The sequence below is a fragment of the Chryseobacterium ginsenosidimutans genome, from assembly GCF_039536845.1.
GTDB classification, from domain to species: domain Bacteria; phylum Bacteroidota; class Bacteroidia; order Flavobacteriales; family Weeksellaceae; genus Chryseobacterium; species Chryseobacterium ginsenosidimutans_B.
In genome coordinates this window covers 52,664-69,961 of the sequence record NZ_BAAAZJ010000011.1, presented here as the reverse complement: position 1 = coordinate 69,961, position 17,298 = coordinate 52,664, and the positions used below count along the sequence as shown (strand labels likewise).

The 17,298-nt window shown below is 34.8% G+C and carries 18 protein-coding genes; 5 read left to right on the top strand and 13 right to left on the bottom strand.

The features are described from left to right. The first annotated feature begins 88 nt into the window (after positions 1 to 88). Positions 89 to 784, top strand: a complete 696-nt coding sequence (locus ABD745_RS16595) for a pseudouridine synthase (protein ID WP_344832574.1) — start codon at positions 89 to 91, stop codon at positions 782 to 784. Positions 785 to 1,161: 377 nt separating this feature from the next. Next, positions 1,162 to 2,184, top strand: a complete 1,023-nt coding sequence (locus ABD745_RS16590; RefSeq protein WP_344832572.1) for a quinone-dependent dihydroorotate dehydrogenase — start codon at positions 1,162 to 1,164, stop codon at positions 2,182 to 2,184. Between the two features lie 182 nt (positions 2,185 to 2,366). On the opposite strand, the gene ABD745_RS16585 is transcribed toward ABD745_RS16590, so the two are convergent. Both ABD745_RS16585 and ABD745_RS16580 read right to left on the bottom strand, forming a co-directional pair. After that, positions 2,367 to 3,248: a hypothetical protein gene (locus ABD745_RS16585; protein WP_344832568.1), complete on the bottom strand. Its 882-nt coding sequence runs from the start codon at positions 3,246 to 3,248 to the stop codon at positions 2,367 to 2,369. Positions 3,249 to 3,276: 28 nt separating this feature from the next. Continuing rightward, a complete protein-coding gene (locus tag ABD745_RS16580; RefSeq protein WP_344832566.1) occupies positions 3,277 to 4,521 on the bottom strand; it encodes a DUF445 domain-containing protein in 1,245 nt (414 codons plus the stop codon). 163 nt (positions 4,522 to 4,684) lie between these two features. Here ABD745_RS16580 and msrB point away from each other — a divergent pair, with 163 nt between their 5' ends. The 3 genes from msrB to ABD745_RS16565 all read left to right on the top strand — a co-directional run bounded on the left by msrB (position 4,685) and on the right by ABD745_RS16565 (position 6,395). Further along, positions 4,685 to 5,128, top strand: a complete 444-nt coding sequence (gene msrB, locus ABD745_RS16575) for a peptide-methionine (R)-S-oxide reductase MsrB (RefSeq protein WP_047397248.1) — start codon at positions 4,685 to 4,687, stop codon at positions 5,126 to 5,128. Between the two features lie 127 nt (positions 5,129 to 5,255). Continuing rightward, on the top strand, positions 5,256 to 6,011 hold the full coding sequence (locus tag ABD745_RS16570) for a murein L,D-transpeptidase catalytic domain family protein (protein WP_344832560.1): 756 nt from the start codon (positions 5,256 to 5,258) through the stop codon (positions 6,009 to 6,011). 3 nt (positions 6,012 to 6,014) lie between these two features. Next, positions 6,015 to 6,395, top strand: a complete 381-nt coding sequence (locus ABD745_RS16565) for a cupin domain-containing protein (RefSeq protein WP_344832556.1) — start codon at positions 6,015 to 6,017, stop codon at positions 6,393 to 6,395. Positions 6,396 to 6,681: 286 nt separating this feature from the next. Here the strand turns inward: ABD745_RS16565 and fabF are convergent, their stop codons facing one another. The 11 genes from fabF to ABD745_RS16510 form a co-directional block, all read right to left on the bottom strand. Next, on the bottom strand, positions 6,682 to 7,923 hold the full coding sequence (gene fabF, locus ABD745_RS16560) for a beta-ketoacyl-ACP synthase II (RefSeq protein WP_344832551.1): 1,242 nt from the start codon (positions 7,921 to 7,923) through the stop codon (positions 6,682 to 6,684). Positions 7,924 to 7,925: 2 nt separating this feature from the next. Beyond that, entirely contained in the window at positions 7,926 to 8,351 is a 426-nt protein-coding gene (locus ABD745_RS16555) for a PaaI family thioesterase (protein ID WP_344832546.1), read from the bottom strand. A gap of 7 nt (positions 8,352 to 8,358) precedes the next feature. Further along, positions 8,359 to 9,627: an acetyl-CoA C-acetyltransferase gene (locus tag ABD745_RS16550; protein ID WP_344832540.1), complete on the bottom strand. Its 1,269-nt coding sequence runs from the start codon at positions 9,625 to 9,627 to the stop codon at positions 8,359 to 8,361. Positions 9,628 to 9,637: 10 nt separating this feature from the next. Continuing rightward, positions 9,638 to 10,246 carry a TetR/AcrR family transcriptional regulator gene (locus ABD745_RS16545; protein WP_344832537.1) on the bottom strand — a complete coding sequence of 203 codons (609 nt, stop codon included), beginning with the start codon at positions 10,244 to 10,246 and terminating at the stop codon, positions 9,638 to 9,640. A gap of 251 nt (positions 10,247 to 10,497) precedes the next feature. Next, positions 10,498 to 10,917, bottom strand: coding sequence for an OsmC family protein (locus ABD745_RS16540; protein WP_089754956.1), 420 nt, complete (start codon positions 10,915 to 10,917; stop codon positions 10,498 to 10,500). Positions 10,918 to 11,006: 89 nt separating this feature from the next. Beyond that, positions 11,007 to 11,876 carry a helix-turn-helix domain-containing protein gene (locus ABD745_RS16535; RefSeq protein ID WP_344832531.1) on the bottom strand — a complete coding sequence of 290 codons (870 nt, stop codon included), beginning with the start codon at positions 11,874 to 11,876 and terminating at the stop codon, positions 11,007 to 11,009. A 133-nt stretch (positions 11,877 to 12,009) separates the two neighbouring features. Beyond that, positions 12,010 to 14,688 (bottom strand): TonB-dependent receptor domain-containing protein, encoded by a 2,679-nt coding sequence (locus ABD745_RS16530; protein ID WP_344832528.1) that lies wholly within the window; start codon positions 14,686 to 14,688, stop codon positions 12,010 to 12,012. A 66-nt stretch (positions 14,689 to 14,754) separates the two neighbouring features. Further along, positions 14,755 to 15,126 (bottom strand): hypothetical protein, encoded by a 372-nt coding sequence (locus tag ABD745_RS16525; RefSeq protein ID WP_344832524.1) that lies wholly within the window; start codon positions 15,124 to 15,126, stop codon positions 14,755 to 14,757. A gap of 34 nt (positions 15,127 to 15,160) precedes the next feature. Then, positions 15,161 to 15,793, bottom strand: coding sequence for a hypothetical protein (locus tag ABD745_RS16520; RefSeq protein ID WP_344832522.1), 633 nt, complete (start codon positions 15,791 to 15,793; stop codon positions 15,161 to 15,163). A gap of 84 nt (positions 15,794 to 15,877) precedes the next feature. Next, the gene (locus ABD745_RS16515) at positions 15,878 to 16,519 is read right to left on the bottom strand and encodes a hypothetical protein (RefSeq protein WP_344832519.1); all 642 of its coding nucleotides are present in this window, start codon (positions 16,517 to 16,519) and stop codon (positions 15,878 to 15,880) included. Between the two features lie 79 nt (positions 16,520 to 16,598). Next, the gene (locus ABD745_RS16510) at positions 16,599 to 17,285 is read right to left on the bottom strand and encodes a response regulator transcription factor (RefSeq protein ID WP_027380477.1); all 687 of its coding nucleotides are present in this window, start codon (positions 17,283 to 17,285) and stop codon (positions 16,599 to 16,601) included. Between the last annotated feature and the right edge of the window lie 13 nt (positions 17,286 to 17,298).

Below are 17,298 nucleotides of genomic sequence, written 5' to 3'. Positions count from 1 at the left end.
CCGCCGCCGCGCAGAAACTCAAAAAATGAGCTCAAACATGTCGGTCAATCAATACTAGAGATCACCCGAAAATTTCTACTTTTGTCGAATGTTAGAAATTCTTTATCGCGACGAACATCTTATTGCCATCAACAAGCCCAGCGGATTATTAGTTCACAAATCTTTTTATTCAGGAGAAGCAGATACTTATGCTATTCAGGAGTTGAAAAAACAGATTGGACAAAAAGTTTATCCCGTGCATAGATTAGACCGAAAAACTTCAGGTGTTTTGTTGTTCACTTTAGATAAAGAAACCTTGAGAATCATGAGCGATCAGTTTGCATCACGAGAAGTCGAAAAGAAATACATAGCTATTCTTCGGGGCTGGGCGAAAGAAGAAGAAACCATCGATTATGATTTGATTAACGAAAATGAAGTCAAACAAAATGCCGTTACCTATTATCATCGTTTACAGACTTCAGAAATAAATTTACCTTTTTTAAAACATCAGACTTCAAGATATTGTTTGGTTGAAGCCATTCCTGAAACGGGAAGATTTCATCAGTTGAGAAAACATTTTAAACATATTTTACATCCTATTTTAGGCTGTCGTAAACACGGTTGCAATAAGCAGAATAAGTTGTGGCTTCAAACATTTGGCATCAACAAAATGACACTTCACGCTCATCAATTGATTTTTAATCATCCTATTTCTAACGAAAGAATTACGGTAAACGCCACTATAGATGATGAGTTCAAGAGAGTAGGCGGTATTTTGAATTTCGATTTGAGTTTGTATTCTTAACTATTTTATTTCTTATTACCATAAAGTTTGTCATCCTGGAAGGATCTCAGCAAAGTTATTAGAAGTTATTTGGAAGGCTTGGGATTCAAACCTTCAAGGTTTTCAAAACCTTGAAGGTTTAGTTTTATAATAGAAAAATAGCAGTCGCAAGTTCCTAGCCCCGATTACAATGAAAATCCTTTTTTGCAAAAAAAGATTGTAATGGAAAGCGGGAAATTGCTTCTTAAAACATTAATTCCAGTAAAATAAAACCTTTACGTTAAAAAAGATCTCGTTAATTTGTAGATGATACAGATGTTTGTGTTTATTGTCAAAAAATATAACAGGTTAACCGGAGATTAATTTTAAAATAAGTATTTTTGTAAAACTTTTTTTCAATGTACAAATCGCTTATTCGCCCGATTCTTTTTAAATTCGATCCAGAAGAAGTTCATTATTTTACTTTTTCGATGCTTAAAAATTTCCCCTTTTTAACAAAACTTTTTCTTCCAAAACCAATTGAAGACAAAAGATTAGAGAGAGAAGTTTTTGGGTTAAAATTTAAAAATCCAGTGGGTTTGGCTGCCGGTTTTGACAAAAATGCAGTGCTTTTTGAAGAACTTTCTAATTTGGGTTTTGGATTTATAGAAATCGGGACTTTGACACCAAAAGGTCAGCCCGGAAACGATAAAACAAGACTTTTCCGTTTAAAAGAAGATTCTGCGATTATCAACAGAATGGGTTTCAACAATGAAGGTGTTGATGCGGCTGTTGAAAGATTAAAGAAAAATAAGAACGTTCTGATCGGCGGAAACATCGGTAAAAATAAAGTAACTCCGAACGAAGAAGCGGTCAATGACTACAAAATTTGTTTCGAAAAATTATTTCCTTACGTAGATTATTTTGTGGTGAATGTGAGTTCGCCAAACACTCCAAATCTTCGAGAATTGCAGGATAAAGAACCTTTGACTCAGCTTTTGGGAACTTTACAGCAAATGAACACAGAAAAAACAAATCCAAAACCTATTTTGCTGAAAATTGCTCCGGATTTGTCTGATGATCAGCTTTTAGACATTATTGACATTGTTAAAGAAACAAAAATCGCCGGTGTAATTGCAACAAACACAACACTTTCAAGAGAAGGTTTGAAATCAGAAAATAAATCTGAAATGGGGGGGCTTTCTGGAAAACCTTTAACCAAAAGATCTACAGAAGTTATCCGTTTTCTTTCTGATAAAAGCAACAGAGCGTTCCCGATCATCGGAGTTGGAGGTATACACTCTGCTAAAGATGCCATTGAAAAACTGGATGCAGGAGCAAGTTTGATTCAGCTATATACTGGTTTTATTTATGAAGGTCCGGAATTGATTAATGAAATCAATAAAGAACTTTTGAAAAGAGCAAGCAGATTACCGAGATAGTTTTCACGGAATGAATATTATAATCTTAGTTGTTTTAACGATATTTTTAATCCCGCTGTTGAAATTTTTATTTCCTGTAACAAAAAAAATGAAAATCGGAACGGAAGATTTTTATCCCAATCTTTTCAGAAAAATCTTTAGAAGAAAATAATAGAAAGAGAGTTTTTAAGCTCTCTTTTTTATTACCTTGATTTTGTAATGGTTGCATTTTTCACATCTACTACAAAAGTATAAGCCGGAGAAACGGATGATTTTTTCACATTGAATTTTAAAACCTTTGACTCTTTCAATCTTGTTGATGTCGTGTCATAAATATTCTCAATACAGCTTTCTATAAGGAAGTCATCATAACTTTTAAAATTCCAGTCGTTGGTAAAATAAAGAATTCTGTATCCCTTTTCACCGTCACTTGCGCCACACATTCCACAGAAATTAAAATTGGATAATTCTTCAAAATATAACAAAATTCTGTTTCCTGATTGATCTGAGGCGTAAGAAACCAATTGATTTCCACCAACTTTATTGATGAAATCGTAAGTATTTATCTTTTTATTGTTCGGAATGGTTATATAATTATTGTAGCGGTAAATTCGGGTGTCTTTTGTAAATAATTTTGCAGAGAGTGTCTTATTTTCAAAGTAAAGGTTTCCGGAAGCATCTTTATCAGTTTCCTGACCGGAAAAACTTAAAATCTCTTTAACCTTCAATGTTTTCGCAATACTGTCTGATTTTTCAATAAGGCCACGCGTTATTTTTTCTTTAAAAAGCTTAACTGTCTTTTTCTGTTGATCACCAAAATTAAAAAGATATAAATCTCCAAGATTGTAAACTCCTGTCAACGGAATTTTCTTTTTGTATTTATCATAATAATACCAACCTTCGACAAAATGTTGATATTGATTACAATCGATAATTCCAGCAAAATTCAATTGGATGGTAATTGGGCTTCCTGCAATTTCTCCTTTGAAAATCTGTGAAGAGTCGGTTGTTTTCTTAAGCTCAATTTTTTGACAGAGAAAATAGGTTATACTTAAAGAAAATAATAAAATAAAAAGTTTTTTCATGGTTTAGTTATCGTTAGTTTTGGCTTTATCAGAGGAAGAAATGAGCGATGGTGTAAATAATCAATCCTACCAATCCGCCCACCAAAGTTCCGTTGACCCGGATGAATTGGAGATCTTTTCCGACTTCCAGTTCCAGTTTTTCGCTGAGTTCTTTTCCCTGCCAGTTTCCAACGGTCGAACTGATGAGGTTTCCGAATTGATGAGTGTTTTTAAGGATGTATTTATAAGCGGTCACACGAACCCAATGATCGATTTTATTCTGAAAATTTTCGTCGGTTTTTAAATTTTGTGAAAATTCATTCAGGTTTTTAGATAAATAATTTTTTAATGAAGATTGATCTTCCTGCAATTCCTTTTTTAAAGTATTTTTAATGGAGATCCAGATGTCGTTGGAATATTCTTCCAGTTTATCACCCTTTAAAAGATCATTTTTAATGGTTTTAAACTCATCATCCCATTTCGGATCTTCTTTTAAATCAATTGAAAATTCATGAATTTTTTCTGTAATTAAATTTCTGATCTCGTGTTGCGAGTCTTCTTCAATCTCTTTGAAAAAATCAGCAAGTCCGCTCGCAATTTTATCCGCAATTTTATTGTCCACAAAAGCCGGAATAAAAGTGTAACTCCCTTTTTTCACACGGTCTTTTATCATTTCTTCGTTTTCGGTAATGTAATTTTTAATCTGTGATGAAAGATTCGTGATGATTCTCTGATGATCGTTTTTTTCTAAAATATAGCCGATCCCGTTTCCGACGATTTTGTTGAGTTTAATACCATCCGTCATTTCAGAAACTTTTTTACTGATAAACTGACTTACCGTAGAATCATCAAGCTTATTTAAAATATCTAAAACAATGTCTGACAGATTTTTAATTAAAACCTCTTGGTTTTTTTCTTTTCCCAGCCATTCTCCTACAAAACCCGAAATTTTCAGCTTTTGAATATAAGGACGGATATTTTGAGGCGAAAGGAAATTACTGACCACAAAACTTCCTAGATTATCGCCCAGTCTTTGTTTGCTGTTTTCAATTAAATTTGTGTGAGGAATTGGTAATCCAAGCGGATGGCGGAAAAGTGCCGTCACTGCAAACCAATCTGCCAAAGCACCTACCATCGCAGCCTCAGAAAAGGCACGAACATAACCAATCCAATGAGAATCGTTGTTTTTTTGTAAGATTGTTGTAATAATGAAAATCACCGCCATCAAGACAAATAACCCTGTGGCAAATGCTTTATATTTTCTTAACTGTTTTCTTTTTGCTTCATCATTCATATTCTCAAATTTAGTAAATTTGGTATGATATTTATCTTTAATAAAAACTCTAATCATAAAGACGTTCAAGTTATTTTAAACACTTTAAATTAAAATAATTAAACTTATAAATATTAAAGTGCTGAAAACTTTTGCGATTTAACTCAAATATTTAAAATAATCTATGGAAAACGAAGCAAAAAACAATCCATACTACTCCAGAACAGATACTGCAAAACTGAACATTTCCAATGAAGAATGGAAAAAGATCTTAGCCCCGGATTTATATGCGATTTCAAGAGAAGCTGCTACCGAAAGAGCTTTTACAGGAAAGTATAATGAATTTGACGAGATCGGAGAATATTATTGTGCAGTTTGCGGAAATCATCTGTTCCGTTCTACTTCAAAATTTTCCAGCAGTTGTGGTTGGCCAAGTTTTTTTGAAGCGGATAAAGAAGGTGTTTATTACAAAAGAGATACTGCTTATGGAATGGAAAGAGTAGAGGTTCTTTGCAAAAGGTGCGATTCGCATTTGGGACATGTTTTCGATGATGGTCCGAAACCTACTGGATTGCGCTATTGCATGAATTCCGTAAGCTTAGAATTTGTTCCGGATTCGCAAAAATAATGTGTTTTTATTCACAGAATCAGGAAGTTAAATTTTCTTAAATTGAGTTAAACTTTGTGGAGTTATTCCTTTTAATAATTATGTTTTTATACATTTGCTGACTCAATTGGATTTAACATAATATTGAATGAAAGGATTTTATAGCTTATTAGGTATTGTTTACATGGTAACTACTTCATTCTATTTGTCTCCAAAAAAGGCAATCATAAAGAATGAAATCAGTACAAAAAAAATTGAAAGATTAGCCGACACAAAATCTGAGAAGAAGACCAATACAGGATCTTCATCAGAAGAATTATTCAAGTCGATAGCGTTTGAACCGGGACATGAACTTAACGAAGAAGTTTTCTTTAAAGCCTTAACAGGTTTTGAAAATTTGAAGAAAGCTGGTTTGCTTAATTCGGATTCGCATTTACTTACGGTATGCGATTTTTCTATGTCCTCGAATACGAAAAGACTTTGGGTGATTGATATGAACGAGAAAAAAGTGTTATTTAATTCTCTTGTTGCCCACGGAAAAAATACAGGTGAAGAATTTGCCACCAATTTTTCAAATACGGAAAGTTCGCTTCAAAGCAGTTTAGGATTTTATATCACAGATGCGACTTATGACGGAGATAACGGATATTCTCTAAGACTGCTGGGAATGGATAAAGGATTTAATGATGCGGCCTACAAAAGAGCAGTTGTGATGCATGGTGCGGATTATGTAAGCGAGGAATTTGCAGCAATGCACAAAAGAATAGGAAGAAGCTGGGGTTGTCCTGCCATTCCAAAAGCATTAACACAACCCATTATTAATACCATAAAAGGAAGAAATTGCCTTTTTATTTATTATCCCGATCAGAATTATCTTTCTAAGTCGGAATGGTTAAAAGTTTAATTTATGATTGATACTTCAGAATTTATTACTGCAATAAGGTTGATAAATAGTCCTGACGGGAAATGTACGTTTGAAATAGGGAAAATCCCTACTTTGAAACCAATGAACACGACAACCTTTTGGATTAGTAATAAAACTGAAGAATGGGAAAAGATCACACATCCGGCTCCGAGAAGGCAATATGTTGTGACAGTGAAAGGAACTATCAGATTTAAAGTAAGCGATGGATCAACATTTCTTATTGAGCCTGGAATTATTCTCTTGGCGGAAGATGTTGAAGGAGAAGGTCATAGCTGGGAAATAGTTGAAGGTGAAAAATGGGAAAGATTGTATATTCCACTTACTGAAAATGCTGAAGATTTTTTTGTTCCGGATTCGCACTAGAAGATTTATTCCAAATTTATTTTTACTAGAATTAATTGATTATAAAATGAAAAAGCAGCCAACCTTTGACTGCTTTTTTATTTTTTGTTGGAAACCGTAAAGGCGCAAATTTTCTGCGATTCGAATATTTTAAGGCGCAAGAACATTTCGACAGGCTCAGTTTGACAAAAGATTTTCAATTTTCAAGAAGATATTTTTACTTAATTTTTTATTGCAAATAAAAATCCTTGCGCCTTAACAAGCACAAGGATAAATATTTTTTTGCGCCTTTGCGATTACCAACAACTTAAGAAAACTTCTTGAAAACTAAAGTCGCATTATGCCCTCCGAAACCGAAAGCATTGCTTAAAGCAAAATTGATATTCTTTTCTTTAGCTTCTCCAAAAATGATATTCACGTCTTTCGGAATATTTTCATCGATTTTATGAAGATTGATTGTTGGTGGAATGATTCCATTTTCAATAGCTTTAATCGAAAGAATAGCTTCTGCTGCTCCTGCCGCTCCCAATAAATGTCCTGTCATTGATTTTGTGCCGCTGATGTCAAGGTTTTTGCTTCCATTGAATAACTTGCTGATCCCTCTTAATTCAACCAGATCTCCCATTGGGGTAGAAGTTGCATGTGGATTTAAATAATCAATATCTTCCACATTTGCACCCGCTTCATGAAGAGCCAACTGCATTGCTTTTATTGCTCCCACTCCATCAGGATGAGGTGCTGTCATGTGATAAGCATCGGCTGTCATTGCTGCTCCGACTAATTCTGCGTATATTTTCGCTCCTCTGGCTTTTGCATGCTCATATTCCTCCAAAATTAATGATCCTGCACCTTCACCCATTACGAAACCATCTCTGTCTGCATCGTAAGGACGACTTGCTGTTGCGAAATCATCATTTCTTGTAGACATTGCTTTCATAACGGAGAATCCTCCGATGGAAGATGGCGTAATGGCTGCTTCAGAACCACCACTGACAATCACTTTCGCTTTTCCGAGACGGATATAGTTGAAAGCATCCATTATTGCTGTATTTCCTGTAGCACAAGCTGAAATTGTGGTATAATTAATTCCCTGAAGTCCGAATTTCATGGAAATCATTCCGGAAGCCATATTGGCAATAAATTTAGGAACGAAAAAAGGATTGAAACGAGGAGTTCCATCCCCTTTTGTGAATTCTGCGACCTCACTTTCGAAAGTCCACATTCCGCCTTGTCCTGTTCCCCAAATCACCCCTGTATCAAAAGGATCCATATTTTCCAGCTCAAGCCCGGAATCTTTAAGTGCTTCTGCTGTTGAATACATGGCGTATTGGGAAAACAGATCACTCCTTTTAATTTCCTGATGGGTTAAATGAACTTTCGGATCAAAATTTTTCACCTCACAGGCAAAATTTAACTTGAATTTTTCTGTATCGAAATGGGTTATTTTATTCGCCCCGCTTACTCCATTAATGCTGTTCTGCCAAAATTCTTCGACATTATTTCCCAATGGCGTCACTGCGCCGAGTCCTGTAATGACAACTCTTTTCATACCTAGTTATTGATTTTGAATAAATTGGAGGTTCCTCTTGCAATAAGTCTTGTTTTATCCGCATTCCATATTTCGCACTGCGCATTTACAAATTGCTTACCTCTTTTAATGATTTTAGTTTCAGCTACAATATTATCATTTTCTTTTGCTGTTGAAAAATAATCAATCACATTATTAATGGTTGTCATGAAAGAATTTTCATTTAGAGAAAACATGGTTGCGCCGATAACGTCATCAACAATTGCTGCTGTTATACCCCCATGAAGATTCCCGATGGGATTGAGCCATTCCGGTCTTACAGTATATTGAAATTCCAGTTGTCCTTCTTCTGCTGAAATAATAATAGGATTAAGCCATTTCATAAAAGGAGAGGGCGATTGATCAAATTCTTTTCCGATGAATTGTTTTAATTGTGCTAATCTATCCATACTTATCTTATTTTTCTAAAATCATCGTCACACCTTGTCCGCGAGCAGCACAGATTGAAATAAATCCTTTTCCGCTTCCCTTTTCATGTAAAATTTTTGCTAAAGTTCCGATAATTCTTCCGCCTGTTGCTGCAAATGGATGCGCTACGGCAAGACTTCCACCTTTTACGTTTAATTTATTTCGATCGATTTTTCCTAATGCTTTTTCTAATCCGAATTTCTTGGCCAGATCATCATTTTCCCAGATCTTTAATGTTGCTAAAACCTGTGCTGCAAACGCTTCATGGATTTCATAATAATCAAAATCTTCTAAGCTCATTCCTGCTTTTTTAAGCATTCTTTCTGTTGCAAAAACGGGAGCCAGCAATAAGTTTTGTTTGTTTTCAACATATTCGATTCCGGCAACTTCTGAAAAAGTGATATACGCTAAAATCGGAAGATTATTCGCTTTTGCCCATTCTTCACTTGCTAATAAAACGGCAGAAGCTCCATCTGTAAATGGAGTTGAGTTTCCGGCTGTTAATGTTCCGTTTTGTTTGTCGAAAGCGGGTTTTAATGAAGCTAATTTCTCCAAACTCGTATCACGACGAAGATTATTGTCTTTATCTAAACCAAAAGCCGGAGTGATCATATCATTAAAAAATCCTTCATCATATGCTTTTGCCATATTTTGATGACTTCTGAAAGCTAGTTCATCCTGATCTTCACGGGAAATCTGATAATATTTTGCTGTAATTTCTGTGTGACCGCCCATTACTAAGCCTGTTTTTGGTTCCTGACCTTTGTAAGGAATCGGCATCCAGTCTTTCAGTTTCGGAGCTAGTAATTGTTTAATTTTTCCAAAAGCTGATTTTTCTTTATTGGCTTTTAATAAAGCTTTTCTTAATCTTGGTGAAGATTCAAAAGGAATATTGCTCATGGCTTCAACACCGCAGGCAATTCCGCTTTCGATCTGTCCTAAAGCAATTTTGTTTGCGACGTACACTGCCGCTTCAATTCCCGTATCACACGCTTGTTGAAGGTCGCACGCAGGAGTTCCGGGATCAAGAGAGGTGTTCATAACGGTTTCTCTGATGAGGTTGCTTTCAGAAATGTGTTTAATCGTCGCTCCTCCGGCAACTTCGCCAAGAAGTTTTCCTTTAAGGTTGTAACGACTGATCAAACCATTCAGCGCAGAAAGCAGTAAATCCTGATTTCCTTTGTCTGTGTAAGCTGTATTCATTCTGGCAAACGGGATTCTGTTGGATCCTACGATTGCCACTTTTTTTGTTTCCATATTGTGAAGTTTATGATGGAAGGAGTTTTAATTCTTTATCAATAATTAATAATATTCTGTCTAAAGCAAGGTTGAGATATTTTTCGTCGCCGGTCGTTTTGGAAAGTAAAATTCCGCCCTCGACGAGCATGATAAATAATGATCCGAATTCATCAGCATTGACATTTTGATGGATTTCACCATTTTTCTGCCCTTGAATAATGACTTCCGCGATATTTTTTATCCAACCTTCAAAAGATTCTGTAACCCGTTTTTTTAAAGTAGGAAATTTGTCATCGGCTTCGGTTGCAGCGTTCATCAAAGGACAGCCTCCGGTATCGAAAACAGATTGCCAGCTTTTACGGTAAAAATTAACAAAAGCATATAATTTATCAATGGTGGTAGGAAATTCATCTCCAAGCGATCGGGACATACTTTTTCCCAACAAGCCTGAATTGTATTTGTAGACCTCAAGAGCGACTTCATCCTTATTTTCAAAATTTCCGTAGATACTTCCTTTTGTTAATCCCGTTGCTTCCGTGATGTCCGAAAGAGACGTAGAAGTATAACCTTTGGTGTTGAACAAAGATGCGGTTTTCTCAATAATGAATTGTTTTGTCTTTTCTGCTTTTGTTGACATTGTCAATTAATTATGATGCAAATATACAAAAAATATACCGATTGGTATATTTTGTTTTAAAATTAAGCCTGAGCTAATTCAAAAGCTCAGACTTAATTATTATTTAATACTTTCTATGCATCCAGTTTGTCATTCCGTAGGAATCTAAACAAAGATTTTATAATTCAATCTCTAAAAAATTAGTCTAGATTCCTACGGAATGACAAAGATGGTGTTTTACCTTTGGGTAAAATGTTTCTTAATGGTTTAAATTAATTCGCCAAAGTAGCATTCAAGGTAATCTCAAAGTTGAAAGCTGCACTTACAGGACATCCTTCTTCAGCGATTTTAGCATATTTTTGAAAATCTTCTTCAGAAAGTCCTGGAACTTTTGCAGTTAAAGTTAATTCTGATTTTGTAATTTTTCCGATGCTCGGATCAAGAGTGATTACAGAGGTTGTTTTTAATTCTTCAGGAGTAAAACCTGCCTGAGAAAGTTCTGCACTTAATTTCATTGTGAAACATCCTGCGTGAGCTGCTGCCAATAATTCTTCAGGATTTGTTCCCACTCCGTCAGCAAAACGGCTGTTGAAAGAATATTGAGTTTCGTTCAAAGTTGTGCTTTGAGTAGTGATGTGTCCGTTACCTTCTTTAATGTTACCGTTCCAAACGGCTGTTGCGTTACGTCTCATAATGTTTTGTTTTTTATTATTTAATGTTGTTTGTTTTTGATGATACAAAGATATGTCGGTTATAAGTTTAAATAAATAGATAAAAAGACTTAACTGTTGTACTTTTTTCCCGAAATGTAATTTTTTTTGAAATTTGTCGGTGTGCTTCCAATTTTATTAGTGAAAAGCCGGTTGAAATAAGCCGGATCTTCATAGCCAAGATTATAGGCAATTTCCTTGACAGGCTTGTCTGTGTAAAATAATAATCTTTTCGCTTCTAACAGAATTCGATTAATGATAAACTGGTTCGGAGAGTCTAAATTTAAACTTTTAAATTTATGAGTTAACGTCTTTGGAGCAATATGAAGCAAATCTGCATAATCTGCGACATTGTGCTTCTCTCTAAAATGAATTTCCAGATGCCTGCTGAAATCCCTGAAAACATCCAATTCATTACTCGGAATTTTTACCGTATCGTTATCAAGATTTTGTTTTTTCCATTTTCTTGTCGCACGGATGATGAGTTGTTTCAAATAAGTTCTGATCATTTCTTCGCTTGAAGATTCTTTCCATTCGAGCTCTTCTTTTATGCTTTGAAATAAATTTTTAATGATATAAACTTCACTTTCATCAAGATCAACTTTCGGAATTTCAAAGACGTTATGGAAAAGTAATCCATCACAAGCCACTTCCTTATCATGAATCTGAATACAATAAAAATCTCTGTTGTAATAAAGCAGAGATGCTTCGTCGGAGTTTCCGTTTTTTATATCTAAATATTGATACGTAAGAAAAAACAGAGTAGGAGCTTCCGTTTTATAATGATTAAAATCTATGGTAATCTCGTAATTGGCAGGAACAAAAAGGACTTTTATATAAGGTAGAGATTTTATTTTGTTGATGGTTTCAAGATTTTCATTAGAAAATATATTCAGCCCGAATTTCTTGTAATTATCTTCAAAAAGTAAAGTTTGTGACATGCCTTTAGTTTAGTTAAAGATACAAAAAAGCATGATTTCAATAACATTAAATTATTGAGATCATGCTTATATATTTTAATTTGAATGAATTTGGTTGATTCGCTCAAACTCTATAATTCTCAAACTCTCATACCTAGAATGTCACATCCAAACCAACATACAAATTGGCTTTCATAATTGGTGCATAGACCATTCCGCCATCAAAATAATTTCCGAATGGGTTTTTAAAATCAACGATCGCATTTTTTTGATAATAAGAAGTCAAATTTTCACCACCCAAATACGCTCTGATTTTTTTATTGAAATTTCTCGAAATCTGTGCATTTAAAACTGCGTAAGATTCGGAATATGTGGGCAACTGAAACTCTTCAGGATTGCTTGAAGTGTTGGGAAGTCTCTGTTTTCCAACCCAGTTTAAAGTAGTGTCAAAACTCCAAAATCCTCCATTGTTATTTTTATTGGTGGAATAGGCCAGATTTACAAAACCTCTGTGTTTCGCCATAAACGGAATTTCTCTTCTTCCATCTAAATAATCTGCCTGAACATCGTAATATTTATAAGCTAATCTTACATCAAAATTCTTAAAAGGTGTAAAATCCCACTGCGTTTGGAAAGAATTGGCGAAAGATTTTCCTTCTAAATTATAAAAAGTTAATTGCTGAGGTGAACGGTCTAAATCTGCCAAAACCTGATCCTGAAAATCCGTTCTGAAAAAGTCTGCAACAATCGTAGATTTTCTTCCGAAAATTTTAAATTCCTGTTGTAAGCTTGCGCCGTAATTCCAAGCGATTTCTGGTTTTAAACCATAAATATTTCCGCCGTTTTGTAAGATTTGAATATTTCTGTTTGATGCAAAATATTGCTGGCTTTCCGCAAAAACATTCGCCGTTCTGAAACCTCTTCCTGCAGAAAGTCTTAAAATGGTCTGTGGCGTGAAGTCATATTTAAAATTCAATCTTGGAGTAAATTGAGTTCCTGCCAAATTGTGAAAATCGGCTCTTGCTCCCGCAACCAAAGTATATTTTAATCCGGTTAGAGTATATTCTGCAAAAATCCCCGGAACAATTTCATTTCTTTTAAAATTATTGATGAGATACGTTTCATCGTAGCCATCGTACATAAAACTTGCTCCTGCTTTGTATTTATGATTGGTATTGCCTAAAATACTTTCGAAAATCAAATTTGAATAATAAGTATGCTGTTTCCCTGAATAATTTCTCAGACCAAAAAAACTGTCCTGTTGATGAAAAGTATACTGATTCATCCAACCTAAGCTTTGGTAAGGTTTTCCTTTAAAAACATATCCCGTTTTATTCCAAACCTGAAATCTTGAAATATCGATTCCGCCTCCGTAAAGTGACTGTTCTTTTTGGTCTGTATTTTTATTAAAACCGACTTGCCCGGCTGTTCTTTCATCTTTAATGAAATTAATTCCGAAATGTGAACCAAATCCTGATTTTTCCAAATCGTTGTAATTCAATAAATAAGCTGCATTGATCTGAGTTCCTTTCGGGCGGTCAAGAAAACCGTCGTCATTCATATCAGTATTCCCAAAAGTTCCGTTTCCGTGAAGTAAAAAAGTTTGCGACCATTTTTTGTCGATACTGGAAACGCTTGTGATATTGGCTTCGGCTCTTCCATTAAAATCTGCGAAAAGATTTAATGAAGTTTCAGGTTTTTCTGCATTTTTTAAAAACTCGGTGTTGATTTGTCCTGTAATACTTTCATAGCCGTTGGTTACCGTACTTCCGCCTTTTGTCAGCTGAATGCTTTCAATCCATCTTCCTGGAATGAAATTCAATCCATAAGCTGAAGCAAGACCTCTGATTTCGGGTAATAATTCTTTCGTTAAACTCGTGTATTTCTGGTCTAAACCTAGCATTTTCAACTGTTTTGTTCCTGTCACGGCATTGCTGAAAGAAACATCGACAGTCGCATTGGTTTCAAAACTTTCTGATAAATTACAGCAAGCTGCTTTTAACAGTTCTTTTCTGTCAATATTAAAAACCAGTCCTGCTTCTTTTTTATTTAAAGATGTTGCGGCTTTTGATCCTGTTACAGTAACTCCTTCAATATGCTTTTCATTATTTTCATCTGAAGAATTATGGTCATTGTGGTCAGAATGTTCAGTTTTTTCTCCTTCTTCAAAATGTACTTTCGGATTGGCTTTACCAAAAGGAATTTCTCTGTCGTAAAGGCAACATGAAGGCAAATTTTTGTAAGTATTGTCTTTTGATTTATACTTTTCGTTGTCGTGACCAACGTCTGCGATTTTCTTTAAAATTTTGTCTGCTGAGGTTTTTGACGGATCAAAATCAAGGATAACGGTCTGTTTTTCTGCATTCCATTCTGCGGAATCCGCACCGGCATCTTTCGCAGCTTTTTCAATTCTGGCTTTGCATGATTCGCAATTTCCTTTTACATAAAATTCATTCTCTTTTTTTGAATGATGGTCGTGGTTTTCTGCACTTGAAGCTTGTACATCTCTTTCATAGTGACAACATCCCGGAAGAGCTTCGTAAGCTGCGTCGGTTGACTTGAATTTTTCATTGTCGTGACCTCCTTCCGCAATTTTTTTTAAGATATCATCTGTTGAAACATTACTGTCTGTTTCTAAGGTTAAAGTTTGTGAATTGATAGAATATCTTGCTTCTTTTGCACCTGCTTTTTTGGCTGTGCTTTCGATCCTTTCTTTGCACATTTCGCAGTTTCCCTTTACTTTAAACTGGTTTTTAGAAAGATTTTGGGCAACTATAAATTGTGCAGATAATAAGAATATACCAAGAACGATCCTGGAAATATATAATTTCATTTGTTTAAAATTTAGATTAATTAAAAAACGGTTCACTAAAAATTTAATGAACTTTTGTTGATTGAATTAAGCTATTTTCGGCGGTTGCCAAATCTCTTTTAAACGGCTCGAAAGGTATGGGTCGGAATATTCGAACTGAGAATTCTTATTGGATTTATAATAAGAATATTCCAGCTGTAAACTTTTTGAAAAAGGAGTTTCTATGAAAGTGTAACAAGCCAGACAAGTCGAACAGCAATCGTCGTTACAGCTTGATTTCTGCTCTTTTTTGTGATGATTGTCTTTAGAATCTTGTTTATTATGATTGTTTTTGCAGCAATCCATTCCGGATTCGGATTTACAACAGTTTTCCTGTGAAATCTGAGTATAAAAAGTATCTTTAGGAATTAAAAAAATCCCCAGGCACAAAATAATTAATATAAGTTGAATTAATTTCACGAAGCAAAGTTAGGAAAATTGTTATTTATCTATATTATGTTCTAAAATTAATTCGGGTTTTAGCCAGCTTTTCTTCAAAATTTTTTTCATTATAACCTCCAAAATAACATGTAAAGAAAGGTTTGCCAAGATGTATCTTCTTGAAATTGGCTTCATTGTTCTTCCAATCCATGTAATTTTTGAGTTCAACTATATCACCATTTTGGAGTATTAGCGTCGAATTAAATATTTCAACTATGTTTTCCAGTTTGTTATTAAAAGGGACTTCATAAAATCCGGTTTCAGAAGCACGAAAATTTTCAAAGCTTCCATCACTAAACCTGGCAAGAAAATAGTGCGTAGGATTAAAACTTACCCTTTTTCTGATTTCTTCGGGGAGTGAATATTTGCATATTTCGATTTTATCAATATCTGATAAGGAGATGATATTGCTGCAAGAAATTAATCTTTCAATAATATCTTTTTGAACATCAGCTTGAGGTATTATTTTCCTGTCGGTTATTCCACGGGAAACTGTTTCATGTAAGCTGTTAAATTTTAATTCTATTGCTTTTCCGAGATGCCTGAAAACCACACAGGGAAGAAACGTTTTGTCGTATAGGGTTACAGATACATTATATTCAAGACCAAAAAAATCATTACTAATGGGTTGAATAAACTTATCCAATCAATTCATTAAAATATCTTCATGAATTGATCCTCCGATATCCCTCTCTATTTCGTAGATAATCATCAGCTTCTATTCAATTCTTTACAATGCTTCTCCTACTTTCTTCGCACAATCGTGCCAAGGTTCCCCATGTGGAGGATTAACTGCCGGTTTTGGACCTGTTGGAGCAGGGGTTGGAGCCGGAGCTGGTGTGTTTTGAGCTACAGTCTGTACTTGTTGTGGAGCTGGAGCGGGTTTACTGTTCAAAGGCTGCCCGACCTGAATGTCACATCTGTGTCCAGGTTCTCCATGTGGAGGATTCATTCCCGGAGCAGTTTTTATCGTTTTTGCTTTTCCGTTTTCCATGGTAAATTTTCCCGGCTGTACAGAATTTGGATCGATTTGGATGGTTTGACCTTGATTGGCGTTAACGGTTACATTTTGAGTTCCCTGTTGCGGAGCTGGCTTGCTGTTCAAAGGCTGTCCAACGGGAATGTCGCATCTATGACCCGGCTGTCCGTGAGGAGGATTCATTCCCGATGCGGTAACTGCTGCTGTAGTTGGTGCCACATTCTGAGTAGATTGAATTCCAGCCTGATCCAAAAGTGACGGTTTTGGAGCGTTATTCATAACCGTAGGCTGTGTAACACCAGCTTCTTCAGTTAAATAGGTTGCTCTTTCATCTTTTTTGCAGGAAACTGTTAGTATTGAGATGGCAATAACGCCTAAAAATATATTCTTCATGTCCTTTTGGTATAAAACAAAATTAGCAAAACATTTTTAATTGCTTTGCTAATTTTATATTTATAATAATATTTTAGAATTAATTCTTAACTAAAAGTCTGAATCCTTCTCCGTGAACGTTGATGATTTCCAGTCCTTCGTCGTCTTTTAATAATTTACGAAGTTTTGCTATATAAACGTCCATACTTCTTGCGGTGAAGTAATTTTCTTTTTTCCAGATTTTTCTTAGAGCAAGATCTCTCGGCATAAAATCGTTTCTGTGGATGCAAAGAAGCTTCAATAATTCGTTTTCTTTTGGAGAAAGTTTGTATTCGTTATCACCGACTCTTAGTTGTCTCAACATAGAATCGAAGAAGATATTACTGATCTTGAATTGTTCCTGCTCTTCATTTTCCAATGTAGAACTTCTCTGAAGAATCGCTTTGATTTTATATAAAAGTAATTCAGTATCAAATGGCTTTGTGATGTAATCATCTGCTCCCAACTGATATCCTTTTAAAATATCTTCCCTCATATTTCTTGCTGTCAAGAAAATGATTGGTGTGTTTTTGTCAATTTTTTTAACGTCTTCTGCTAATGAAAATCCGTCTTTTTTAGGCATCATTACATCGAAAATACAGATATCGAATTCGTTTTCTGTAAATTCTTTTAATCCTTGTTCACCATCTGTGGCAAGAGTAACTTCGAAATTATTTATCGTTAAATAATCCTTCAACACTGCCCCGAAACTCTGGTCGTCTTCTACTAATAATATTCTGTTGCTCATAGTTTTAACTATT